The sequence below is a fragment of the Pseudomonas sp. Xaverov 259 genome, from assembly GCF_019352915.1.
Taxonomy (GTDB): Bacteria; Pseudomonadota; Gammaproteobacteria; order Pseudomonadales; family Pseudomonadaceae; genus Aquipseudomonas.
This window is the reverse complement of record NZ_JAAAFV010000031.1, coordinates 459,849-482,596: the sequence shown is the minus strand read 5'-3', so window position 1 is coordinate 482,596 and position 22,748 is coordinate 459,849. Positions and strand designations below refer to the sequence as shown.

General features: G+C 60.7%; 18 protein-coding genes. 3 read left to right on the top strand and 15 right to left on the bottom strand.

Features of this window, described 5'->3' with window-relative positions; all coding sequences use genetic code 11:
- Positions 1 to 253 precede the first annotated feature (253 nt).
- Both K0H48_RS12610 and K0H48_RS12605 read right to left on the bottom strand, forming a co-directional pair.
- Complete coding sequence (locus K0H48_RS12610; protein ID WP_219267708.1) at positions 254 to 1,438, bottom strand: DUF2252 family protein; 1,185 nt, start codon at positions 1,436 to 1,438, stop codon at positions 254 to 256.
- Positions 1,439 to 1,513: 75 nt separating this feature from the next.
- Positions 1,514 to 2,392 (bottom strand): LysR family transcriptional regulator, encoded by an 879-nt coding sequence (locus tag K0H48_RS12605; RefSeq protein ID WP_219267707.1) that lies wholly within the window; start codon positions 2,390 to 2,392, stop codon positions 1,514 to 1,516.
- Between the two features lie 131 nt (positions 2,393 to 2,523).
- On the opposite strand from K0H48_RS12605, the gene ampC reads away from it, so the two are divergent.
- Positions 2,524 to 3,666 (top strand): class C beta-lactamase, encoded by a 1,143-nt coding sequence (gene ampC / locus K0H48_RS12600; protein ID WP_219267706.1) that lies wholly within the window; start codon positions 2,524 to 2,526, stop codon positions 3,664 to 3,666.
- Positions 3,667 to 3,748: 82 nt separating this feature from the next.
- Here ampC and K0H48_RS12595 read toward each other — a convergent pair whose 3' ends face one another.
- A complete protein-coding gene (locus K0H48_RS12595) occupies positions 3,749 to 4,690 on the bottom strand; it encodes a polyprenyl synthetase family protein (protein ID WP_219267705.1) in 942 nt (313 codons plus the stop codon).
- 315 nt (positions 4,691 to 5,005) lie between these two features.
- Here K0H48_RS12595 and idi point away from each other — a divergent pair, with 315 nt between their 5' ends.
- Positions 5,006 to 6,553 carry an isopentenyl-diphosphate Delta-isomerase gene (gene idi / locus K0H48_RS30740; protein ID WP_257626932.1) on the top strand — a complete coding sequence of 516 codons (1,548 nt, stop codon included), beginning with the start codon at positions 5,006 to 5,008 and terminating at the stop codon, positions 6,551 to 6,553.
- A 54-nt stretch (positions 6,554 to 6,607) separates the two neighbouring features.
- Here the strand turns inward: idi and dctM are convergent, their stop codons facing one another.
- The 8 genes from dctM to K0H48_RS12545 all read right to left on the bottom strand — a co-directional run bounded on the left by dctM (position 6,608) and on the right by K0H48_RS12545 (position 15,323).
- Positions 6,608 to 7,888, bottom strand: coding sequence for a C4-dicarboxylate TRAP transporter large permease protein DctM (dctM, locus tag K0H48_RS12580; RefSeq protein ID WP_017137472.1), 1,281 nt, complete (start codon positions 7,886 to 7,888; stop codon positions 6,608 to 6,610).
- Entirely contained in the window at positions 7,888 to 8,520 is a 633-nt protein-coding gene (locus tag K0H48_RS12575; protein ID WP_219267704.1) for a TRAP transporter small permease, read from the bottom strand. The genes dctM and K0H48_RS12575 overlap by 1 nt, the downstream gene beginning before the upstream one ends.
- A 175-nt stretch (positions 8,521 to 8,695) precedes the next feature.
- Positions 8,696 to 9,679, bottom strand: a complete 984-nt coding sequence (locus tag K0H48_RS12570) for a TRAP transporter substrate-binding protein (protein WP_138815224.1) — start codon at positions 9,677 to 9,679, stop codon at positions 8,696 to 8,698.
- Between the two features lie 239 nt (positions 9,680 to 9,918).
- Positions 9,919 to 10,734: a CoA ester lyase gene (locus K0H48_RS12565; RefSeq protein ID WP_219267703.1), complete on the bottom strand. Its 816-nt coding sequence runs from the start codon at positions 10,732 to 10,734 to the stop codon at positions 9,919 to 9,921.
- 15 nt (positions 10,735 to 10,749) lie between these two features.
- Entirely contained in the window at positions 10,750 to 11,943 is a 1,194-nt protein-coding gene (locus tag K0H48_RS12560; protein WP_219267702.1) for a CaiB/BaiF CoA-transferase family protein, read from the bottom strand.
- Positions 11,944 to 11,952: 9 nt separating this feature from the next.
- A complete protein-coding gene (locus K0H48_RS12555) occupies positions 11,953 to 13,302 on the bottom strand; it encodes an MmgE/PrpD family protein (protein WP_219267701.1) in 1,350 nt (449 codons plus the stop codon).
- A gap of 10 nt (positions 13,303 to 13,312) precedes the next feature.
- On the bottom strand, positions 13,313 to 14,476 hold the full coding sequence (locus tag K0H48_RS12550; RefSeq protein WP_219267700.1) for an acyl-CoA dehydrogenase family protein: 1,164 nt from the start codon (positions 14,474 to 14,476) through the stop codon (positions 13,313 to 13,315).
- Positions 14,477 to 14,504: 28 nt separating this feature from the next.
- Positions 14,505 to 15,323, bottom strand: a complete 819-nt coding sequence (locus K0H48_RS12545; RefSeq protein ID WP_219267699.1) for a MaoC family dehydratase N-terminal domain-containing protein — start codon at positions 15,321 to 15,323, stop codon at positions 14,505 to 14,507.
- A 264-nt stretch (positions 15,324 to 15,587) separates the two neighbouring features.
- Between K0H48_RS12545 and K0H48_RS12540 the strand changes: the two genes are divergently transcribed.
- Entirely contained in the window at positions 15,588 to 16,487 is a 900-nt protein-coding gene (locus K0H48_RS12540; RefSeq protein ID WP_219267698.1) for a LysR family transcriptional regulator, read from the top strand.
- Here the strand turns inward: K0H48_RS12540 and K0H48_RS12535 are convergent.
- Genes K0H48_RS12535 through K0H48_RS12520 form a run of 4 tightly spaced genes read right to left on the bottom strand, consistent with a single transcriptional unit; the run spans position 16,474 to position 22,711 of the window.
- Positions 16,474 to 19,368, bottom strand: coding sequence for a bpX6 domain-containing protein (locus tag K0H48_RS12535; protein WP_219267697.1), 2,895 nt, complete (start codon positions 19,366 to 19,368; stop codon positions 16,474 to 16,476). The genes K0H48_RS12540 and K0H48_RS12535 overlap by 14 nt on opposite strands.
- The gene (locus K0H48_RS12530) at positions 19,361 to 21,166 is read right to left on the bottom strand and encodes a hypothetical protein (RefSeq protein WP_219267696.1); all 1,806 of its coding nucleotides are present in this window, start codon (positions 21,164 to 21,166) and stop codon (positions 19,361 to 19,363) included. Before K0H48_RS12530 ends, K0H48_RS12535 begins: the two co-directional genes overlap by 8 nt.
- On the bottom strand, positions 21,153 to 21,599 hold the full coding sequence (locus K0H48_RS12525) for a hypothetical protein (protein WP_219267695.1): 447 nt from the start codon (positions 21,597 to 21,599) through the stop codon (positions 21,153 to 21,155). The genes K0H48_RS12530 and K0H48_RS12525 overlap by 14 nt, the downstream gene beginning before the upstream one ends.
- Positions 21,596 to 22,711, bottom strand: coding sequence for an AAA family ATPase (locus tag K0H48_RS12520; RefSeq protein WP_219267694.1), 1,116 nt, complete (start codon positions 22,709 to 22,711; stop codon positions 21,596 to 21,598). The genes K0H48_RS12525 and K0H48_RS12520 overlap by 4 nt, the downstream gene beginning before the upstream one ends.
- Positions 22,712 to 22,748 lie beyond the last annotated feature (37 nt).

Below are 22,748 nucleotides of genomic sequence, written 5' to 3'. Positions count from 1 at the left end.
GGAAGCTATCATCGAACCTTGAATATGCCAACATTCCGTCAAATCATAAAACCATCACAAATCAATAACTAACTTATTGATAAATATGCGAATGAAATGAATATGCGTGGCTCTGACACGTTATCTTTCCGACAAGTGGCAACATACATTCACTTGACACTCTCAAGATTGCGACTAGTCAACTAGGAAAATTCCTAAGCAATAGCGGAATTTTCTTAACGTCATAAATAGCCGCATCTTTCATGCACTTCTTTTAGTGCTCCAACGCATACCGCCGACAATGGTTGAGATACCCCTGCTCATGGCTGCCCACCAACTGCACCACACTGGTCCATAACCACGACGGCGCATCCAGTTGTTTAGAGCGATTTTCCTGCAACACCGCCATCCAATCCTTGCGCGTATCGCGGTCCATCTGCCGGGCATGGGCGATACCGACCACGCGGGCCAGATAACCGGCGGCGTGCATGGCGTCGATCTCGCTCAGCTCATCGAGTTCCAGTTTCATGTCTTGAGGCAGCAGTTCACGGATGAAGAAACCGTGATCGAGAAAACGCGTGGCCAGCATGCGCTCGCCCAGGCCCGGTGACAGCTGGCGGGCGCCTTCCACTACGCGCCGGCCATTGTCGCGTGGCATCTTCGCGCGTGCCGCCCGGGGCGCGGCGGCGCCGACGGCTTCCTTGATGTCGATCAGGCAATATTCCTGGTCGTCCTTGTCGCCCACACCCAACAAGGCTGCATAACGCAGCAAGCCGAGGGAGCTGCAGCCTTTGACCCAATAGGCCGAATCGAGCAATTGGACCTTGGCATCTTTTGGGCGACCTTTGAGCGAGGTCACCAACTGATGGATTTCATCCGAGGCGCAGACGCTCTCCAGCGCGCTCTTTTCAGCCCGTGACAATGACCAGAAATGCTTGCCCAGCGGAATGGTTGGCCGCGCACTCTCAATGCGTTCACGCGCCAGGTTTTTCCAGGTGCGCTCCACCGCACTGCGCATGCCGGCCTTGACCTGGGATGGACGCGGCGGCGCTTCATCGGGCTTGTCTTTAAAGGCTTGCTCGTACCCCACCATCATTTCTTCGAGCATGCGTGCGGTGGTCACGCCCGGCAAGTCCGAGCCGCGTGCGGCGGTGGCCAACGACAGCGCCAGGCGCACCAGGTCGTGGGCCGGGTTGCCGATCACGGTTTGGTCGAGGTCGCGGATATGCATGTCGATACGGCCCTTGGTATCGCCTGTAGGGCCGAGGTTGCCCGCGTGGCAATCGCCGCAGATCCAGATCGCCGGGCCATGGGGCAAGCGGCGACCGGGCTGGCTGTGCAGCCACTCGTAAAACTGCACCGTGCTGCCGCGCACATAGGCATGGGCCGAGCGGGCCATCTTCAGGTTGCGCAGTTGGACAAGGTGGGGCATGCGGGCAGAGGGGCGCGGGATTTTCATGGAAGCACTCGGTACGGGGTACGGTAGAGGTCAGCCCCGGCACAAATGTTTCATTTTGTTTCAAGAGTAAAACCTTCAAGCCTGAGCGGTGTGCGCTTTCAACCAGCTTTTGAACGCGGCCATGGCCGAGGTTTCTGGCCGCGATTGCAAACGCGTCAGCCAATAACTGCCGGTGCTGATGCCCACGGTGAACGGCTGGCGAATCACATCGCTCTCCAATTGCCGCGAGAACATCATCGCCGGTGCCAACGCCACGCCGATGCCTTGCTGCGCGGCCTCCATCATCGCCAGGGACGAGTCGAACACGATGCTGCGCGGCACCAGCGTATCGGCCGGCAGCCCGGCCGCCTGGAACCACAGGTTCCATTCATCGGCGCGGTAAGAGCGCAGCAATGTGTGCTTGAGCACGTCGTCCGGGGTGTGCAATTGCTCGGCAATCTGCGGCACGCACAGCACGGTCAACGGCGCTTCGAGCAGTTGGCACGCCTCGGTACCATGCCAGGCACCGGCGCCGAAGCGGATCGCGTAGTCGAGGCCTTCGGCGGCGACGTCGACGCGGTTGTTGTGGGTCGACAGGCGCAGGTCGATAAACGGATAGCGACTTTGAAAATCCGGCAAGCGCGGCAGCAACCAGCCGACGGCGAAGGTGCCCACCGCCCCGACGGTGAGCACTTCACGGTAATGGCCACCTTCGAACTGGCCTAAGGTAAGCGCAATACGGTCGAACGATTCACGCACGACCGGCAGCAGGGTTTCGCCTTCGCGGGTCAGCATCAGGCCGCGTGGCAGGCGCTTGAACAAGGTGACATTCAGTTGCGCCTCCAGGCTTTTGACCTGGTGACTGACCGCTGCCTGGGTCACGCACAGCTCGATGGCGGCGCGGGTAAAGCTCAAATGCCGGGCCGAAGCCTCGAATGCGCGCAGGGCGTTGAGGGGGAGATGGGAGCGCAACATGCCTAACCCTAATTTTTCTAATGGCTGATGCGAGATATCATCGTTTGCCCAGCGAACAAAATCCACCTAGATTTGCCCCGCCTGCGCAGGCCTTTATCGTCAGCACATCCTTTACATGGAAGCGAATCACCATGAACCAAATCTTACAAAAAACACTGATATCGGCCCTATTTATTGTTTCTGGAAGTTGCATGGCCGCTGCCGACTTGCGCTCCGTTGTCGACAGCCACGTTGCGCCGCTGATGCAGCAACAAGGCATTCCCGGCCTGTCGGTCGCGGTGGTGAACAACGGCAAGGTGCAATACTTTAACTACGGTGTAGCGTCCAAGGAAACACAGCAGCCCGTTAACGAAAACACCTTGTTTGAAGTGGGCTCGGTGAGCAAGACCTTCACCGCCACCCTCGGTGCCTACGCCCAGGCCACCGGTAAACTCAAGCTCTCGGACACCGCCAGCCAGCACCTGCCTGCCCTGGCCGGTGGCGTATTCGACCACATCAGCCTGCTGCAACTGGCGACCTACACGCCCGGTGGCTTGCCGCTGCAGTTTCCGCAGGCGGCCGACAACGCCCAAGGCATGCTCGGCTACTTCCAACAGTGGAAACCGGCTTACGCGCCAGGTGAACAACGCCTGTACTCGAACCCCAGCATTGGCTTGTTCGGCTACCTCGCGGCGCAAAGCCTGGGACAGCCGTTCAACGTGGCCATGGAAAAAAACCTGCTGCCCAAGCTGGGTTTGAGCAATACCCATGTGAGCGTGCCCTCGGGTAAATCCGAGCACTATGCCCAAGGTTACGACAAGCAGCAGAAGCCGGTACGTGTCACCCCCGGCGCACTCGACAGCGAAGCCTACGGCATCAAGACCAGCACCCAGGACCTCGCCCGTTATGTGATCGCGAACATGCACCCCGAAACCCTGGAAAAGCCGCTGCAACAAGCGATCGCCACCACTCACGCGGGTTACTACACGGTCAATGGCATGACCCAGGGCCTGGGTTGGGAGCGCTACCCCTACCCGATCAAGCTGCAGGCCTTGCTGGATGGCAACTCGACCGAAATGGCGATGCAGCCGCACAAGGTCAGTTGGCTGACACCGGCACAGGCACAACCGGCCAACGTGCTGTACAACAAAACCGGCTCAACCGGCGGTTTTGGTGCGTATGTGGCGTATGTCCCGAGCAAGGACATGGGTGTGGTGATTCTGGCTAACCGCAATTACCCGAATGCCGAGCGGGTGAAGTTGGCTTACGCGATCTTGAATGCGATGGATAACTAAGGCCTGACAAAAATCAAAGGTGGGAGCTGGCTTGCCTGCTCCCACATTTTAGACCGTGTTACATCCCCAGCCAGTGCGGCGGCTAGGCGAGGACGCGCTCGTAATAATTGTCATCCGGCCCAGGCTGGAAATGGATGTCGCTCAAAAAAACCGCCAGCGCGGTAATTTTGCCATTACGCTGTTTTATAGCATCCAGATCGCACAAAAGCTGCCCAAAGGTTTGCTCCATCAATGCCAAAGCGGCCTCGAATACCCCTGCCTCCCCGAACCCTCGAATGATGTGTTTTTTCTGGTCTGACGTTAGCGGCCCCTTTACCAAGGCCTGACCCGCCAAAATCATCAAAAATGACTTAGGCCCCCCCTCCAGATCCCTTGCAAAGCCTTTCTTTTCAAAATGCGGAATATGGTTGATATCGCAGTAGTCATTAACATAGCGATAATAGACACCTAACAAGCGCAGCAGAGACTCCAGTAGGTAATAAGTCTCTGTGTCCAATGCTTTTAGACACTGGCAGGCCTTTAACAGAAACACAAAAAAACAACTGGTATTGGCCTGAGCAATACACCCGTACTCTTCCAGGGTGGGTAATACCTCACCATTACTCACTTTGGCGTCAAGGAATTGCCCGATATGCAGGCACTCAAGACTTTCTACGCCTGCGCGCAAAACATTCAAATTATTGAGTTGCGCCAGGGTGTGGAGACCCTCGAGGTAACCGTACATCCCAGAAACCAAGGCGACATCCATACCGTATTGACGCCATACGGTTGGTATTCCACGACGTAAATCATCACCATCAATTATATCGTCATGTATCAATGACGACAGGTTCATTTGCTCAATGGCAATGCAGAGTAAATGTACCTGGGCAGCGGGTAAGTCGTACAACGCAGCAAGTGCCCAAGCAAGTTCGGTTCTCACCCGTTTCCCAGGGGCGCGCTCCTGATACTTGAAAGGTTCAGACCACCGGATTTTGGCACTGGCGTACCACGCTTCATTAAAGGACGAGCAGGAAGGGGCCATTTTTATTACCTCAAGGCTTGACGGTTTGAGAGCGTTTCTTCTCACTTTTACACAGCGTTTTTTTATGCGTAAAAGACCATCAACACACAACAGGCCACGGCTTTACGTCAGTAACAGTGTGAATAAATCAACACTAGCAGCCGTGCTTGAAACCACCACCTATCTCTAATAACTTTTCAACGCTATTTAGCTTCCAAACAGGCATAAAAATGCATTTACTAATAAAAACCAACACACTGAAACCAAACACGAATAACAAAAACGCGCCTCTCAAGCTATAAGTCATCTACCCCCCCCCCCGCAGAGCGCTGCCCGATGCAAGAGCTACTGATAGTGGTTGACACCAACGACCGGCAGATTGGCATCGCCGAGAAACTGTACGCTCACCAAAAAGGCTTGCTGCACCGTGCCTTCTCGATCTTCATCTTTGATGGGCGCGCTCGCTTGCTGATGCAACAAAGAGCCGATGGCAAATATCACTCCCCCGGCCTATGGAGTAACACGTGCTGCGGTCACCCGCGACTGGGCGAGAAAACCCTCGACGCGGGAAAACGCCGCCTCATGGAAGAAATGGGGCTGACCTGTGAGCTGACCGAGCGCTTCACCTTCATCTACAAGGCACAGGTGCCGGGTGAGCTGACTGAATTTGAATATGATCATGTGCTTGTCGGTGTGAACCTGACGGACCCCACCCCGGCACCAGACGAAGCCAAGGCGTGGCGCTGGGTACATCCCCTGGACCTGCAAGAAGAATTGACTAACGCGCCCGACACTTTCACGGCATGGTTCCACACCATCGTCGAGCGTCATGGGTTAGTCGAGATGGCGACATGGGCCGACGCCCTACCCTCCGTTGCGCCATTGTCAGCCATCGGGGAAACAGAGCAACGCCTTGCGCCCTTCCACCTGCCTCTTTGGCTGGAAACGGCCATTTATCCCCTGAGTCCTTTTACCGAGCAGGCCCAACAGCATACCCGCCAGTGGCTCAAGGCAATGGGGTTGGAAGACTCCGCCCATGCCGCCCACCAACTGGACATCTATATTCCCGGCACCTATGCAGGCTACATGTGGAGTGACGCCCCCCTTGAAATGCTGCTGATCCTTTCCGATCTGGTAGGTTGGTTCAGTTGTCAGGATGATCTGGCCGACGAAGACTGCAAAGATCCACAGACTCTGGAGCGACTGATTCGCGAGGTCCACACGGGCGCTTTTACATCAAACACACAGAGCCGCAGCCCGCTGACCCGTGGGCTGGCGGATATCATCCGGCGCGCATCGCGTTTGATGCCGCCCCTTTGGAAGCAACGCGTGGGTGAGCAGTATCTGGCTTACCTGGCACCGTGCACCACGGCACTGATGCACCGACGTCATCACACCCAGCCGCCCATAGAGGGCTACGAAAACCTGTGGCAAAACGCGGGTGGCTTTCAGGTGTGCCTCGAGTTCATTTACCTGGCACAAAACATTCAACTGTCGTCGTCCTTGTATTACAGCCAGCCCTGGCAGGAGCTGCGCAGCCTGGCCCTGAATCTGTTTAAGGCAGTCAATGACGTGTTGTCTTTTCCAATCATGGAAAACCCCGATGACGATATCTACAACCTCCTGACGCACCTGATACATACACAGGGCCATACGCCCGAGCAAGCCTCGCAGGAGGTGGCCCGACGTATAGAAAGGTGGGCCAAACGCTTCGCAAGTGCCCAAGCTTTGCTCCCCTCGCGCCTGGCCACGCTGGGCTATGACGAGCGCGCGCGGGAGCAGGCTCAGGTCTGTGCCCAAGCCCTGCATAGCCAATGGCGCGGCAATATTGCCTGGCATCTCACAGTACCGCGCTATCGGGAAATTCGCTTCAAGGGTCGATAACACAAAATCCATCGGCGCAAAGCGCGGCCGATGGACTCGATAAGCGTCAGGTGGCTACATCCCCAGCCAGTGCGGCAGCGCCAGCGAGATAAACGGCAAGTACGTGACCATGATCAAAAACACCAACAGGATCATCAGCCACGGCAACGCCGCGCGAATCGTCTGCCCGAGCGTCAAACCGGTCACCGCCGAGGTCACAAACAAGTTCAGCCCTACCGGCGGGTGTACCAGGCCGATTTCCATGTTTACCACCATCACAATCCCCAGGTGAATCGGGTCGATACCCAGCTTCATCGCGATGGGGAAGAAGATCGGCGCCAGGATCAGCACAATCGCGGACGGCTCCATAAAGCTGCCGGCCACCAGCAACACCACGTTGACCATGATCAAAAAGCCGATCGGCGTGAGGCCTTCGGAGATCACCCAGGCGGTGATTTCCTGCGGGATCTGTTCGGTGGTCAGTACATGGGCGAAGAGCATGGCGTTGGCGATGATAAACATCAGCATGATCGCCAGGCGCCCGGATTCCAGCAGCACCTTGGGGCAATCGCGCAGTTTCATGTCCTTGTAGACAAACAACGCGACAAATGCCGAATACACCGCCGCCACCGCCGCTGCTTCGGTCGGCGTGAACATGCCGCTGTAGATACCGCCCAGGATGATCACCAGCAGCAGCAAGCCCCAGAATGCCCGGCGAGCGCAGGTCAGCCACTCACGGAAGGTCGCACGTGGCTGCGCCGGCAACTTCTTGATGCGCGCGACGATGTAGATCGCGACCATCAGCATCAGCCCCAGCAGCAACCCGGGAATCACCCCGGCCATGAACAGCTTGCCCACCGAGGTTTCAGTGGCCGCCGAGTACACCACCATCACGATCGACGGCGGGATCAGGATGCCCAAGGTGCCGGCGTTGCAGATGATCCCCGCGCCGAATTCCTTCGGGTAACCGGAACGCACCATCCCCGCCACCGCAATCGAGCCGACTGCCGCCACCGTCGCCGGTGATGACCCGGACAGCGCCGCAAACAGCATGCACGCCAGCACGGCCGCAATTGCCAGGCCGCCGCGGATATGCCCGACACAGGCATTGGCGAAGTCGATCAGCCGCTGCGCCACACCGCCAGTGGTCATGAACGCACCGGAGAGCAGGAAGAATGGAATCGCCAGGAAGGTGTAGGCGTCGGAGGTTTCGAACAACTTGATGGCCAGCGAACTCACCGAGTCCTGGCTGAACATCAGGATCGACACCGCGCCGGACAGCCCCAGGGAAATCGCGATTGGCACGCCGAGGAACATGAACACGAACAACAGCAAAAACAGACAGAGCACGGCCATCAGTGACGCTCCTCATGGCTGCCGGCCAACTTGCTGGCCTCTCCGGCCTCGTCGGCCAGCCCCAACCCGACCTGACGGTGGGTAAAGATGCGGTAGAAAATTTCCAGGTAGCGGATAAACACCAGGGCAAAACCGATGGGCACGATGATCACGATATCGCCCACGTCCACGCCGTATTGGTCGAGGTCTTCGGCGCCGATATGCGCGGTCATCACGGCACTCACCCACTTGTAGCTGGCGACCATGAACAATCCGGCGTAGGCCAGGCAGCACACACACGCGAGCATGCCGAGCAGGCGTTGCACCGGGCGTTTGGTCAGTTTGACCAACGCGTCCACACCGAGGTGGCCGGCGGTGCGCACGCCGTAAGAGATGCCAAAGAAAATCAGCCAGCCGAACATGGCCTTGGTCAGCGCCACGCTCCAGGTCATGTCCTGGGCCCAGGTCATGGTGTGGTCGCCCAGGGCACCGAAAAAGCTGCTGCTCCATGCCCACTTGTCAGACAGAGCAAAAAACAGCGTGTAGATGTTGTTGAGCATGACGTAGACGAATGTCACCAGGGTCATGGCGGCCAGCAGGAAGGCAATGAAACCTTCCTCCAGGTGCTCCCAGACGCGCCTTAGCGTTTGCATGGCAAAACCTCGCGAAGCAGAGATAGGTAGGTGCAAGGCTCAGGGTCGAAACCGGGTCAATATGTGGGAGCGGGCTTGCTCGCGAATACGGTGTGTCAGTTACCGAATGCATCAACTGAAAGACTGCATTCGCGAGCAAGCCCGCTCCCACATAGGGTCCCGATACAACCCACGATTACTGGTTAGAGGCGTCCGCTGCCTTGATCAGGTCGGCGCCAATCTCACCCTCGAACTTCTGCCACACCGGGCGCATGGCTTCGCGCCACAGCTGGCGTTGCTCCGGGGTCAGTTCGATGATTTCGCTGGTCTTGGCGTCGATGATCTTCTGCCGGGCCGACTGGTTCAGCGCTTCGGCCTGCTTGTTCACCTCCACGGTGACTTCGACCATGATCTGGTCCAGGGTGGTGCGCACATCCGGCGGCAGGCCGTTCCAGAACTTGGCGTTGGTGATCACCATGTAGTCGATCAGGCCGTGGTTGGACTCGGTGAAGTACTTCTGCACCTCGTTGACCTTCTGGCTTTCATAGTTGGACCAGGTGTTCTCGGTGCCATTCACGGTGCCGGTCTGCAGGCCTTGGTACACCTCGGCAAAGCTCATCTTGCGCGGGTTGGCGCGGATCGCCTTGAACTGTTCCTCGAGTACGCTGGAGGCCTGCACACGGAACTTCAGGCCACGGGCGTCCTTGGGTTCATGCAGGGCTTTGTTGGCTGAGAGTTGCTTGAGGCCGTTGTGCCAATAGGCCAGGCCGAGGATGTTCTTGTCCTGCATCGAGGTCAGCAATGCCTTGCCCTGAGCAGCCTGGAAGCGGTCGACGGCGGCCAGGTCGTTGAACAGGAACGGCAGGTCGTAAATCTGCACTTGCTTGGTGTATTGCTCGAACTTCGCCAGTGACGGCGCCAGCATCTGCACGTCGCCCAACAACAGCGCTTCCATCTCTTTACCATCGCCGAACAGCGAGGAGTTGGGGTACACCTCGACCTTCACACGGCCCGGCAGGCGCTCTTCGGCGAGCTTTTTGAACAGCAGCGCACCCTGGCCTTTGGGGGTATTTTCGGCGACCACGTGGGCGAACTTGATCACAATCGGGTCTGCCGCCTGGGCCAGGCCCGCGGCAAACACAGTGGCGGCGCACAGCAGCGCCCGAGAAAGCTTGAGCATGGGGAATCACCTTCTTATTGTTGTGTTGTAGGGCAAGGTGCCTGATGTGACGCGTGTAGTGAATTTCGAATTTTAGATACCTGCGTTCGGCCAGGCCGAACGCCAGTTATGCAGGCGCCTATGTTCCAATGTGGGAGCGGGCTTGCTCGCGAAGACGGTGGATCAGGCAATTAATTAAGTGGCTGACATACCGCATTCGCGAGCAAGCCCGCTCCCACATTTTGAGCCAGTTTTATCAGTCAAAGTTGGGCGGCCAGCAGCCTTTGCGCACGCAACAACACCGGTGCATCCACCATCTGCCCATCAATCTGATAAGCCCCGGCACCATGAGCACCCGCCTCTACCACGCGCTTGGCCCAGGCCAGGTCTTCAGCACTGGGCGCCAATGCTTGATGAATCACCGCCACCTGCTTGGGATGGATACACAATGCCCCGGCAAAGCCCATTTCATAGGCATGCCGGATCGAGCGGCGCAAACCTTCGGGGTCGTCGATGGCCGGGTGCACGCCGTCCAGCGGCGCCACCAGACCAGCAGCGCGCGAATGCACAATCAGCGCCAGGCGTGCCTGGTCGAGGGCGAACTGAGCGGCAGCAGAATTGCTGCTCAAGTTCAGGTCCAGTGCCAGGTCCAGGCCGCCGAAGGACAGGCGCTGCACCTGCGGCGCCCGGGCGATTTCAGCCACGGCCAGCAGTCCCTTGGCACTCTCGATGATCGGCCAGATTACTTTGCCGATGGCAGCAACTACGGCAACTTGGGCCGCGCTTTCGACCTTTGGCAGTAACACACCTACGACGTTTGAATGGGCTTTGCAAAACGCTACATCCTCGAAATGCTCGGCATGCTCCGGTGCGTTAATACGCACCCAGACCTGGGCGTCGGGATTAGCGGTCAAAAACGCCCCAAGGTTATCCCTGGCCTGGCGCTTGAGCGGCTCTTCTACCGCGTCTTCAAAATCCACAATCACCGCGTCGGCGCCACTGGCCAACGCCTTGGAAAACCGCTCCGGACGGCTGCCGGGCACAAACAAGGCTGAACGAACTAAGGGCTTTGGCATCACTTGAATTCCTTGTTAGATAACGCCGCGTGCGCGCAGGCCGTCTACAGCTTCCGGCGTAAACCCAAGCTGACCGAGAATGCCCTGGCTGTGCTGGCCCAAAGCGGGAACGGCGTCCATGCGCGGGGTAAACGCGGCATTACGCGCCGGTGGCAACAGTGACGGCAGCGGCCCCGCAGGGCTTGCGACTTCACGCCAGCTGTCACGCGCCTTGAGTTGCGGGTGGTCCCACACGCCTTGCATGTCGTTGACCCTGGCACTGGCGATCTGCGCGTCTTCCAGGCGTTGAATCACAGCTTGCGCGTCCAACTGCGCAAAGCTGTCAACGATGATCTGGCGCAGCGCCTCACGGTTGGCCGAGCGCTTGAAGTTGGCCGAGAAACGCTCATCGGTAGCCAGCTCAGGCGTGAGCAGCACCTTGTCGCAAAAGGCCGCCCATTCGCGTTCGTTCTGCAACCCGAGCATCACCGTGCCGCCGTCGCCGGTGGGAAACGGCCCATACGGGTAGATCGTTGAATGCGCGGCCCCGGCCCGTGGCGGCTGGGGCGCGCCGTCGAAGGCGTAATACATCGGGTAGCCCATCCACTCCACCAGGCTTTCGAGCATGCTCACGTCGATGCGACTGCCCTGCCCCGTTTTACCGCGCAGCAGCAGCGCCGAGAGGATGCCGCTGTAGGCGTACATACCGGCGGAGATATCCGCGATCGAGCATCCGGCCTTGGCCATCTGGTCTTCGCCTGGGCCACCGGTCACCGATAAAAAGCCGCCCTCGCTCTGGATCAGCAGGTCGTAGGCTTTCTTTTTCTCATAAGGCCCGCCTTCGCCATAGCCGGAAATATCGCAGACGATCAGCCGTGGAAAACGCTCATGCATCGCCTCAAACGACAGGCCCATACGTGCCGCCGCACCGGGTGCGAGGTTCTGCACCAGCACGTCGGCATCGGCCAGCAGGCTGTGGAGGATGTCGCCCGCCTCGTCCTGCTTGAGGTCCAGGGTCAGGCTTTCCTTGGAGCGGTTGGTCCACACAAAGTGCGAGGCCAGGCCACGCACGCGCTCGTCATAGCCACGGGCAAAGTCACCGGCGCCGGGCCGTTCGATCTTGATCACACGGGCGCCGAGGTCCGCCAACTGGCGGGTGCAGAATGGCGCGGCAATCGCGTGCTCCAGGCTGATAACGGTAATGCCGTCCAGCGGTCGTTGATTAGTCATGATGCTTCCTCAAAGCCAGTCAGTCATGGACGCTGCATCGCGCAGGTTCCAGACCTTTTCGATCAGTGCAGTGGCCTGCGCGGGAGTGCGCGCACAGCTGAATTGGGCAAGGCGCTGAAATTTATCCGCCAGCTCCTCCCGGCTCAGGGTGTTGCCCGGGTCGCCCTTGGGTTCGTCGATGGCGCCCTGCAGCGTGCGGCCATCGAGCGTGGTGACAGTGACGCGGCCCAGCCAGCGCTGCGGGTAGGCGCCGTCAACTTCTGCGTCGAGGGTCATGCTGACCTTGTCGCGAAAAGCCGAGACGGCGGGGTCGGTCAGCGCGAGTTCGTGGAACTCGGTGAGCCCGGCCTTGCCATGCACGGCGATCAGGCCGAGCACAGTGCCCATGGAGAATTTGGCCTGATGCACAGTGGCAGGCGTGGTCACGCGGCCGAGCACGTCGATGGCACCTTGATGGACACGCGTTTGAACCGTGGCGATATCGGCAGCGCCCAGCCCTTCGCGCTGCATCAAGTCCAGCAGCGCATCGGCGGCCGGATGGGTGTGACGGCATGAGGCGTGGAACTTAAACGAGGTTTCCAGCAGCGCCCAGCGGCTGCCAAGGTCGGCCGATAACTTGCGAGGCTCGGCATCACTGGACATGCCCGCTGCCAAGCCTTGATCGCCTTCCAGAATATTGCGTGCGCCGGTGAGCCCGTCCGCCGTCAAATACGCCGCGAGTAAGCCATCCGCCGCCGCCTTGGCGGTGTGCAGTTGCTTGGAGTCGGCGGCATCGCGCAAAAACTCCCACAGCCCGGCGGCCTGGGTGCCGGCGCTGCCGAGCAGGTTGATGAACTGTTCTTGGTTAAAGTCCAGCAGTTTGCCCACGGCAACCGCCGCCGCCAGGGTGCCGACGGTGGCTGTGGTGTGGAAGATGCGGTAGTGGGACCGGCCCAAGAATTCGCCGATGCGAATTCCGGCTTCATAGCCCGCCACCGAGGCCAGCAGCATCTGGCGGCCGGATTTGCCGAGGTCCTGGGCAGCAGCCAGCGCGGCCGGAAACACCACGGTCGCCGGGTGAAGCACCGAGCTGTTGTGCAGATCATCCTGCTCCACCAGGTGTGAGGATGCGGCGTTCACCAGCGCCGCAAAATACGCGCTAGTGCTGCCGCCATTGACGATCACCTGCGCGGGGCCGCTGGTGGGTCCCATTTTTTGTGCGTAGCGTTCAAACAGCGGGATCGGGTGCGCGCCTTGGCTGGCCAGCGCCGAGGCCAGCCAATCCAGGTACAGGTCTTCGGTGCGTGCCAGCACGTTTTCCGGCAATTGTTCGTAATTAAGGTCTGCAAGAAACCGACACAAGGCGTGGGTATGGCTCATGGTCAGGCCCTCAGAAGCTGCGTGGCAGTTCGAGCAGGTGCTCGGCCACGTAGGACAGGATCAGGTTGGTGGAGATCGGCGCCACCTGGTACAGGCGGGTTTCGCGGAATTTGCGCTCCACGTCGTACTCGCAGGCAAAACCAAAGCCGCCATGGGTTTGCAGGCAGGCGTTGGCCGCTTCCCAGGACGCCTTGGCGGCCAGGTACTTGGCCATGTTGGCGCTGGCCCCGGCGTTCTTGCCGCTGTCGTATTCCTCACAGGCACGCCAGCGCATCAGGTCCGCCGCTTCGATTTCGATATGTGCCTCGGCAATCGGGAACTGCACACCCTGGTTCTGCCCGATCGGGCGACCAAACACCACGCGGTCGCGGGCGTAGGCACTGGCTTTTTCGATAAACCAACGGCCATCACCGATGCACTCGGCGGCAATCAGCGTGCGTTCGGCGTTGAGGCCGTCGAGGATGTATTTGAAGCCTTTGCCCTCCTCGCCGATCAGGCTGTCGAGGGGCAGCTCCAGGTTGTCGAAAAACAGTTCGTTGGTTTCGTGGTTGACCATGTTGGCGATGGGCTGCACGGTCAGGCCGTTGCCGATGGCCTCGCGCAGGTCGACCAGGAAGATCGACATGCCTTCGGATTTTTTCTTCACTTCGGCCAGCGGCGTGGTGCGTGCCAGCAGAATCATCAAATCGGAATGCTGGATGCGCGAGATCCAGACCTTCTGGCCATTGATCACGTACTTGTCGCCACGCTTGATCGCCGTGGTCTTGATTTTGGTGGTGTCGCTGCCGGTGGTGGGCTCGGTCACGCCCATCGATTGCAGACGCAATTCGCCGCTGGCGAGCTTGGGCAGGTAGAAGCTTTTTTGCGCTGCGCTGCCATGGCGCAGCAAGGTGAACATGTTGTACATCTGGCCGTGCACGGTGCCGGAGTTGCCGCCGCAGCGGTTGACTTCTTCGAGGATCACCGACGCCTCGGCCAGGCCCAGGCCGGAGCCGCCGTATTCTTCCGGGATCATCGCCGACAGCCAGCCGGCGTCGGTCAGGGCTTTGACGAAGGCTTCGGGGAAGCCTTTTTGTTCGTCGATGCTGCGCCAGTAAGCGGCATCGAACTCGGCGCACAGGGCGCGCACGCCTTCGCGGATGGCATTGAGTTCTTCGTTGTCATTGGGGTTCATTAACGGCTCTCCGCCTGTTGTTCTTGGATTATTCGAAGTGGATTTCGGCTTTCTGAACCAGACCGTCTGCATTGCCAGCCCACAGTTCTGCAACCCCGTTTTCAATCACCCTCCCACCCACAGCAAACGGCTGCGGCGCAATCAGTGGGCGCACGCCGCGATAGGCAAAGCGGCGCAGGGTTGCGTCGGGATGGGCGCGGCAAAACGCGCGCAGGTTGAGCGTGGCGATCAACGGGCCGTGTACCACCAGGCCTGAATAGCCTTCGGTGTCGGTGACATAGGGGTAGTCGTAGTGGATGCGGTGGCCGTTGAAGGTCACGGCGCTGTAGCGGAAAAGCAGGGTTGGCGTGGGGCTGATCGACTCCTGCCATTCGCCTTCGGGCAAGGCGTCGCCGCTACCCTGTTTGGGCGGCGTGGGTTCGCGGTAAACGATGTCCTGTTCTTCGCGGATCGCCAGGCGGCCCTCCTGGGAATAGTCGTGGCGCACGGTGACAAACAACAGCGAGCCGCTGCGGCCGGTCTTTTCTTCGACCTGGGTGATGGTCGACACGCGGGTCGCGGCCTCACCGGCGCGCAAGGCGTGCAGGAACTCGATACGCCCACCAGCCCACATGCGATTGCGGTTGTCGGCCGGCGGCAGGAAGCCGCCACGGGCCGGGTGGCCGTCTGTGCCCAAGGCCGATTCCGGCAGCGGGTCCTGGAAAAAGCACCACTGCCACAGCGGCGGCAAATCGGCGCCCTGTTCCGGCACAGCCTCGCCGAAGGTGGCGGCAATGCGTTTGAGCAGGTTATGGCTCAAGTGGTCGTGGGCGGTTTCGCTTCGGCCGATCCAGTCAGTGGCGCTCATCGGGTGCAGGTCCTCGGGCAGTGAGTGTCTGCCCCGGATCATGCAAGCGCCTGCCCGTTCTGAGAATTTGCATTTCAATAAACCAGCGTTCGGTTATGCTGAACGCCAACAGTTACGCCACCTATCCATTGTGGGAGCGGGCTTGCTCGCGAATGCGGTGTATCAGCTACAGATGTATCGACTGACACTGCGCATTCGCGAGCAAGCCCGCTCCCACATTTAGATCTTTGTTGTGATGAAGTCCGTGTTCACACAGGAGCCGCCATGCATTTCGATCTCGCCGACCTGCGCCTGTTTATCCATATCGCCGAATCCCCCAGCCTCACCCAGGGCGCCAAGCGGGCGTTCCTCTCGCCGGCCGCCGCCAGTGCGCGCATCAAGGCGTTGGAAGGCCAACTCGACACGCGCCTGTTGTACCGCGACAGCCGTGGCGTGGAGATCACCCCGGCGGGCGAACGGTTGCTGCACCATGCGCGCCTGATCATGCGCCAGGTGGACTACCTCAAAAGCGAGTTCACCCAATACGGCGTGGACTCGGCCGGGCATATCCGCATCTTCGCCAACACCACGGCGGTGACCGAGTTTCTGCCGGAGGTGCTGGCGGGTTTTCTGTCCCAGCGCCCGGGCGTGACCGTCGACCTGCAGGAGCGTTTGTCCCGGGATATTGTGCGTGGCGTGCTCGATGGCACCAGCGACATGGGCATCATTGCCGGGCCGGTTGAGGCGGCGGGTTTGCAGGTGTTGCATTTCAGCACCGATGAGTTGGTGCTGATGGTGCCGGTCGGTCATCCGTTGGCCGACCAGCCTTCAGTGACCCTGGAACAGACCCTGGCCTACCAGCACATCGGCTTGCACGAAGGCAGCACGTTGTTGAGTTTTTTGCGTGAACACGTCGATCGCCTCGGCAAGCATCTATCGCTGCGTATCCAGGTGTCGAGCTTCGAAGCGATCTGCCGGATGGTCGAGGCTGGCGTAGGCATTGGTATCATTCCCGAGTCTGCGGCCACTCGGCACAGCCGTACCATGCAGTTGGTGACGGTGAAGCTTGATGAGCCGTGGGCGATTCGCGAGCGCAGTATCCTGGTGCGCGAGCTTGAGGCTTTGCCCGGCACCATTCGGGCGTTGATCGCCACCTTGATGCCGGACACACTCAGTGCAGGCTGATGTTGCGCTGGCTGGCGTTATCGATATTGATATGGCTCAGCCGGCCCTGCCCATCGAACAGCAACAGATCAGACCCCAGGCGGCGAAGCTGGGCCGGCGCTTGCGGCCAGTGCAACGTGACGCAAAGCCGATCGCTGGCACGGTGGATCACGTGCCAGCAGGTGTCCTGCTGCTCAACCCGATAACTGATCAGCAACCAGTCCTCAAATAGAAACGGGCTGACGGACTCATCCCATTCTTCGTCCGGCAAGTTGCCAGGCAACCTATAGCCCTTTCGAACCCCGTGCTGCTTAAGTACCAGAACGGGTGTTCCCTCATCGTGCTTGATCAGATACTGCGCCGATTCAGCGGTGGCACTGGGAACCTGGAAGTCCGTCGCTACAATGTCAAACGCGCTTTCGCGGCTGACCAGACGCCGCTCCGGCAGACGATAATGCCACAGCATCAGGCACCCGCCCGGCGCTGACAACCACAGGTATTCGTTGTGTTCATCCACCTTGATGGCCCGTACCGGCTCTGGTAGATCACTCACATGCCAGAGCGTTTCAAAGCCACGATCAACATCCACCACGCGCAACTGCGCGCCTTTGCCGATGGTCCAGTTGCTGCCATCAAAGGCGTTTGCAAAGACATCCATGGCCAGCATACCGAGGTCTTTGGCGACACGATTGACCAGGTCCAGTTTGCTCACGCGCCATACATTTCCTCGCCAGATCAGCACCAATGCGACCTGTCGGCTATGGGCAATAACGATTTTCTGCGCCGGTACAGCAAAGTGAAACAACACTGTGCCCGCCGCATCCACCACCATCACACCCGCCTCGCCCAGCGCCACCAGATAACGCTGGTCTTGCAGCGGTGCGGCGTCGAAAATCGGCCGGCTGCCCGCGGCCGGCGCAGACCACTCGCGGGTTTCACCCGAACGTTCCAGCGAGACCACGGGCGTACGCTTCAGCGCCTGGCCCGGCAGGTCCGCCTGCAGCGCTTTGTCGCGACTCATCTTGACCAGTGCTTGTAGCTGGTTATGGGTCAATTGGCCTTGATCGCTGAATTGATCGGCCAGAATCGCCTGCACGGTGGCACCGGCCAACCAGGCCAGGGCGGCGGTGTTGGCCTTGTGCAGCAATAAGGCCTGCGCCAGGGCGGCGCGTTCGCTGGCTCGCGCAGGGTCGTCACGCAATTGCTCGACCCACGGCCCGTAAGCGTGCAGTGTTTCGGGCAACAGGATCGCGCGTTTAACCAGCGCCTCAATGCCCAAGCGCCCGCCGGCCGCCTCGGCGTTGAGCAGCCATTGCGCGGCGCGTGGGCGCTCTGCGGGGAGGCTCCAGATCACATCGACGGCTTGCAACCACAGGCCTTTGGCGATCAACGACTCGGCCCATTCCAGGCGCAAGCGGTCGGCGGCTTCCGGCGACTTGGCGTGGAGCATCACCACGGCGTCGGCGAACGCATTGTCGCGTCGCGCCACCAGCACGGCACGCTGCCACTGCTCGGCCAGGCACAGCAGGCGCACGATCACCGCAGGCGGCATGTCCCAAGCCAGGGCCAGGTCGGCGGCCTGCTGATAGCGCGCGTGTTTCTCCAGGTAATCGAGGGCTTGCTGATGCTCCTTGAGCAATTCGGCAAGGACAAACACCGCTTCCTCGATACGACCGGCACGGTCCAGGCGCTCAAACGTCTGGCGATACACCTGGCGCAAGTGCTCGGCCAAGTCGTCTTCAAACAGCATCGAGCGCGCCGGGCCATCCTGCTGGCTGAGGCTCAAATCCTCGCGACGCTGAGGCGTACCAAAGCTCTGTTCACCGCTGGAGGTACCGCCGTTCAAGGGGATCGCGTGGCGCAAGGCTTCTTCGAAATTGCCGTCTTCGAACATCTCCAACATGCGCTGCATGTAGGCGGCCTGGCGTTTGCCATACAGCTTGGATAGCTGGGAATGTTGGGTCAGCCGGGTCAACAGGCGGCGCCACGCGGCAGGTTTGTGCCTGCGCGGGGTGGCACGCGCAGCGATGCCTGGGTCAGCGGGTGCGCGGGCAACCGGCCGGCGCGCCGCTTTGGCGGGGGCCGACGCGCCACGGTGCAGAAAGCGGTTCAACCCGAACAGCAGCGCGGTGATCACAACCATCCAGATCACGCTGCCCAGGAGCATACCGCTGAAGGACTGTGTGTGCGCAGCCAGCACAGCAGCGGGCTCGCTCTGGCCGAAGAGGCGGATCAGCCCCCCCAACAGTAGCAAGCCAATCACGATTTTCAGCACCGGGGAAGAGACTTCGCGGGCGCTATCCGTGTTGTTTTGCGCAGGCGACGTGCTGGCGCCAGCCCCTTTACTCGACGTTTGACGCGGGCGCTCCAGCAGCGCTTGCATTATTGCTTCACGCTCCGGGCTGACCGGCTCCAGCGGCCCGCCGAGGATTTCACGCAGGTCGGTGATCAGTGCATCCGGCAGCGTTGCAGGCAATGGGGTATGGCAGTCAAACGTGTCGAGCAGCGTGTAGGTGCTGATGTCCAGCCACAGCCCCGGCGTCAGCACCTGTGCGTCGCGCAGCTGCAGTGCATGGATCTGGCTGCCGCGTACCAGCCACACATCGGCAACGGGCAGCCCGCGCAATTCCTCAGGGTGCAGCGCGGCAGACGACAAGCCCAGGCCCTGGCGGATCAGCGGCCAGCCGTGCAGGCTTTCACAGTTTACTGGGCAAGGTGTGTGGAACTGCAGCAAGTCGCCGTCGGCAAAGCGGTAGGCGCGCGCGTCGATTTGCCAATACTTGAGGATCAGGCGCCTGCGCTCGCCCTCATCAAAACGCTCGGCGGCAAACCATAGGCCGTCAATCTGTTGGTGCCCGGTGAGTAGCGGGCGTCGAATCAGCATGTGTTCTGGCTCAAGCATTGGCCGCTTCCTGGGTGAGCTGCGGTGCCTGGTTGCACATCACTTGCAAACGCATGGAGCGCTCGCCAACCGAGTAAACCAGTAGTTCGCGGTCAGTGGTCAGCGCAGCGATCAAGCCGCTCATGGGGCAAAAGCTCGCGCGGGCAATCGGCGCAGAGGTGGTAAACAACGTGCGCTGTTGCCCCTCGGCGTAGAGCCCGACGCTGTGCTGGTTCGGCCCCAGCAGCACCAGTGAGTAAAGCGGCCGTTGGGCGTACGTATAGTGCAGGCCGATGGCTTTCCAGCCCGGCGCCAAGTCGATCTGTTCGTGTTTCGCCGGAAAGCTTTCATGGGTCACCAGGCGCCAACTCTGGTGGCCGTCCTGGGTGGTCAGCAGTGCGCAACCGCCGCAGTACTGGCGCCAGTAAAAGTTGGCGGCCAGCAGCACCTGGCTGACGCCCGCTGCCGAGCCGACCGCATGACCATTGGAGCGTAAACCGTCGGCAGACCCCGAATACGCGACGATCTGCCCGCCTTCTCTGCGCACATAAGCGATGGTCAAAGGGTCGACCTGCACCAGGCTCATCACGTCGTCCGCCACCTGGCACAGTTGACGCGACTTCCAGTAGGCAAGCCGCCCCTGGCTGTCGAGCAAGTACACACGCACGGAGTTCTGACTGTTCAGCCAGACACTCGGCAGGAACGTCGCGGTGCCCGGTGGCAGTTGCAGCTGTTCACGATCGGGTTTGTCGACGGTGGGCATACCGGGAATGTTCCAGAACGTCAGGCTGTCGTTGTCGCTCAACACGGCGCCGAGGCTGCGGTGGTGAAAGGTGGTGCTCAATACACGCTGATGCTTGCCCCACAGGCGGCGTCGGACCTCCAGCGACTTTTTCTGGTTTTTGTGCGGCAGCTTGATCACCACCATGCCCGCCTCATCGAGCAGGCGCAGCGCCACATAGTTACCGGCACTGGAGATTACCGGCGGCAAGGTCAAGGCTACGCGTGGCACCGCACGTGCGAGATTCGGCGGCGGCGCCTGGACTTCATCGTCGAACTGGCCTTTGAGCAGTTGCACCGCGCGCGCCTCATCCGGCATCGGCAGCAGCACGCGCCGTACCGACCCGGCCTGCAACTCAAATGACAGGCTGTGCCCATCCAGGCTGCGCTGCACCTGCACGCGGTGCGTACAGGTCTTGGTGGTGTCCTTGGGCAAGCGTTGCCCGACTGCCCAGCACTCACCCAAGGTCTCACCCTGCGTGGCCAGCCAATCCTGCCAGGCGTGCCACTGCTCCGGGGCGACACTTTCATAGGTGCGCGCCTTGAGCAACCGCTTGAGCTGCCCAGCGCCATCGAATTCATGCAGCAGCGGCGCGCCTTGCAGGATGCCCCAACGCAACTGCGCCCCCGCCTCCTCGGCACGCCGGGCCAGCAGCATCAGCAAGGCGATATGCACCAGCCGCGCGGCGCCCCACTGCAACGGGCCGGCGTCGAACAGCACGACAATCAGGCGGTTGGCTTCACGGGCGCGGTACTGCGGCGCCATGAACATATGCTCGCCGCCGACAGCCCGGCGCATAAACTCATCCGGCACTTCATCGGCCAGCAGCCATTCGCTGGAAAGCAGGCGCTCGTAAGGCCCACGGCGTTGCAGATCGCCCACGCCATCCGGCTCAGGCACCCCGCCTTGCTGCTTACCGCGCAGTGGCCCCAGCAACGGGTTAAGGCGCCCAAGCAAATCGGCGAACAGCGGCAAATGCTGCGGCGCAAACCACTCCAGCCACTGGCGCCAGGGTTGCAGGGCTTCAGGCAGTTGCATGGCTGGCGCCCCACTGCGTCGCGATGCGCTGAAGGTGTTCAACCGTCACCGGCAACAGGCGATCCAACGGCACTACGGCTTGCGGTTCGCGCCACAACAGCAAGGGCGAGCGCTTGAAACGCGCCGACAGCGCCTGTCCGAGCAGGTCTACCGGCACTGTCGGCTCCCAACTGGTCGGCAGCCACAGCCCCGGTGCGCCGGGGTGTACTGCGGCGTATTCGACGCCGTCGACCCACGGCAAATCCGCCGCCGCCCCCGTGACGACCAATACATCGCCATTGGCGGTAGCGTGCAAGCGAGCAGCCTGCTCATCTGCGAGCAGCAGCAAGCGCGCATGCAAGCGGCGCGCGGCGTCGCCCCATGCGACGGCGGCTTGAGGCTCGGCAGGCACCTGCCTTGGGCGCCAGGTCCAGGCGTAGTGGTCGGCACTCATGGCGTCAGCATTCGGGACAGTTGCCCGCGTACCTGCTGCAAGGGTTCCGGCATTGTCTGGCTATTGAAGTTGGCGTCGATCTCGCGCAGCAGCCCTTCGAGCGCCGGGCTGTCGGGCGGCTCGCTGCGGGCCAGGTAGTCTTGCGCAGTTTCCAGCAGGCGATTCAAGCGCGACATCGGTTGCAAGGTGGCCTCTTCGACCGCACTGAACAAATGGCTGTTGCTGGACGCGGCAAACAGGTCGCGCAGCACCTCGCGGCCATGCTGCTGAGTCTCTCTAGTGGGCAGCACATACAGCAGTGGCCACAGATCCGCGTCGCTGGCTTGCAGCCGCCCGCTCAGCAACGCGGCGGCCGCGATCAGCCGTTGCGACTTGACGATACGGCGATCCGACAACTGTATGCCGGCTTCGCGCAGGCGCCGAATCGCCTGGGCCAGGGCTGGACGCACCGCGCCCAGATCGACGTTTTTCAGGGCCTGGCTCAGCGTGTCCAACTGGGCCAGCCCCAGCAACTGTTGCACCGGGCGCTGCTCCGACTGCCATCCGCCCGCCAGCATGGCTTCCAGTTGATTGTCCGGCACTGAATCGACGAACAGGTGCAACAGGAAGCGGTCGCCAAACGCCGCCAGTGCTTCATCGTCCGGCAAGCCGTTGGCCGCGCCGACACACACCCGCAGCGGGCATTGAATTTGAGTATGGCCACGGCGAAAGCGGCGCTCGTTGAGCACGCCCAGCAAGGTATTGAGGATGGCGGTCGAGCCCAGGAAGACTTCATCGAGAAATACGATATCGGCCTCCGGCAGCATGCCGCTGACGTCGGTTTCCACCGTGCCTTCACGCAATTTCTTCAGGTCTACGGCACCAAAAAGCTCCGACGGCTCAGTGAAGCGCCCCAGCAAGTATTCGAAGTAACGCCCACCCATGGACTGCGCCACACGGCGCACCACGGCGCTCTTGGCCGTGCCAGGCGGGCCGATCACCAGAATGTGTTCCTGGGCGACCGCCGCCAGCACAATCAACTCGGCCAATTGCTCGCGCCCGACCAAGCCTTCGGTCGCCTTACGCACAGCGTGGCGGATTTGCGTGGCAGCGCTTTGCAACTGAGCAATCATGGGTATCTTCCCTGAAACCAAAGCGGGGAATCTTGCC

What these genes read in the sequence shown, in the direction of transcription:
- K0H48_RS12610 (WP_219267708.1), bottom strand. Translation starts at nt 1,438, where the DNA reads ATGAAAATCCCGCGCCCCTCTGCCCGCATGCCCCACCTTGTCCAACTG.
- K0H48_RS12605 (WP_219267707.1), bottom strand. Translation starts at nt 2,392, where the DNA reads ATGTTGCGCTCCCATCTCCCCCTCAACGCCCTGCGCGCATTCGAGGCT.
- ampC (WP_219267706.1), top strand. Translation starts at nt 2,524, where the DNA reads ATGAACCAAATCTTACAAAAAACACTGATATCGGCCCTATTTATTGTT.
- K0H48_RS12595 (WP_219267705.1), bottom strand. Translation starts at nt 4,690, where the DNA reads ATGGCCCCTTCCTGCTCGTCCTTTAATGAAGCGTGGTACGCCAGTGCC.
- idi (WP_257626932.1), top strand. Translation starts at nt 5,006, where the DNA reads ATGCAAGAGCTACTGATAGTGGTTGACACCAACGACCGGCAGATTGGC.
- dctM (WP_017137472.1), bottom strand. Translation starts at nt 7,888, where the DNA reads ATGGCCGTGCTCTGTCTGTTTTTGCTGTTGTTCGTGTTCATGTTCCTC.
- K0H48_RS12575 (WP_219267704.1), bottom strand. Translation starts at nt 8,520, where the DNA reads ATGCAAACGCTAAGGCGCGTCTGGGAGCACCTGGAGGAAGGTTTCATT.
- K0H48_RS12570 (WP_138815224.1), bottom strand. Translation starts at nt 9,679, where the DNA reads ATGCTCAAGCTTTCTCGGGCGCTGCTGTGCGCCGCCACTGTGTTTGCC.
- K0H48_RS12565 (WP_219267703.1), bottom strand. Translation starts at nt 10,734, where the DNA reads ATGCCAAAGCCCTTAGTTCGTTCAGCCTTGTTTGTGCCCGGCAGCCGT.
- K0H48_RS12560 (WP_219267702.1), bottom strand. Translation starts at nt 11,943, where the DNA reads ATGACTAATCAACGACCGCTGGACGGCATTACCGTTATCAGCCTGGAG.
- K0H48_RS12555 (WP_219267701.1), bottom strand. Translation starts at nt 13,302, where the DNA reads ATGAGCCATACCCACGCCTTGTGTCGGTTTCTTGCAGACCTTAATTAC.
- K0H48_RS12550 (WP_219267700.1), bottom strand. Translation starts at nt 14,476, where the DNA reads ATGAACCCCAATGACAACGAAGAACTCAATGCCATCCGCGAAGGCGTG.
- K0H48_RS12545 (WP_219267699.1), bottom strand. Translation starts at nt 15,323, where the DNA reads ATGAGCGCCACTGACTGGATCGGCCGAAGCGAAACCGCCCACGACCAC.
- K0H48_RS12540 (WP_219267698.1), top strand. Translation starts at nt 15,588, where the DNA reads ATGCATTTCGATCTCGCCGACCTGCGCCTGTTTATCCATATCGCCGAA.
- K0H48_RS12535 (WP_219267697.1), bottom strand. Translation starts at nt 19,368, where the DNA reads ATGCTTGAGCCAGAACACATGCTGATTCGACGCCCGCTACTCACCGGG.
- K0H48_RS12530 (WP_219267696.1), bottom strand. Translation starts at nt 21,166, where the DNA reads ATGCAACTGCCTGAAGCCCTGCAACCCTGGCGCCAGTGGCTGGAGTGG.
- K0H48_RS12525 (WP_219267695.1), bottom strand. Translation starts at nt 21,599, where the DNA reads ATGAGTGCCGACCACTACGCCTGGACCTGGCGCCCAAGGCAGGTGCCT.
- K0H48_RS12520 (WP_219267694.1), bottom strand. Translation starts at nt 22,711, where the DNA reads ATGATTGCTCAGTTGCAAAGCGCTGCCACGCAAATCCGCCACGCTGTG.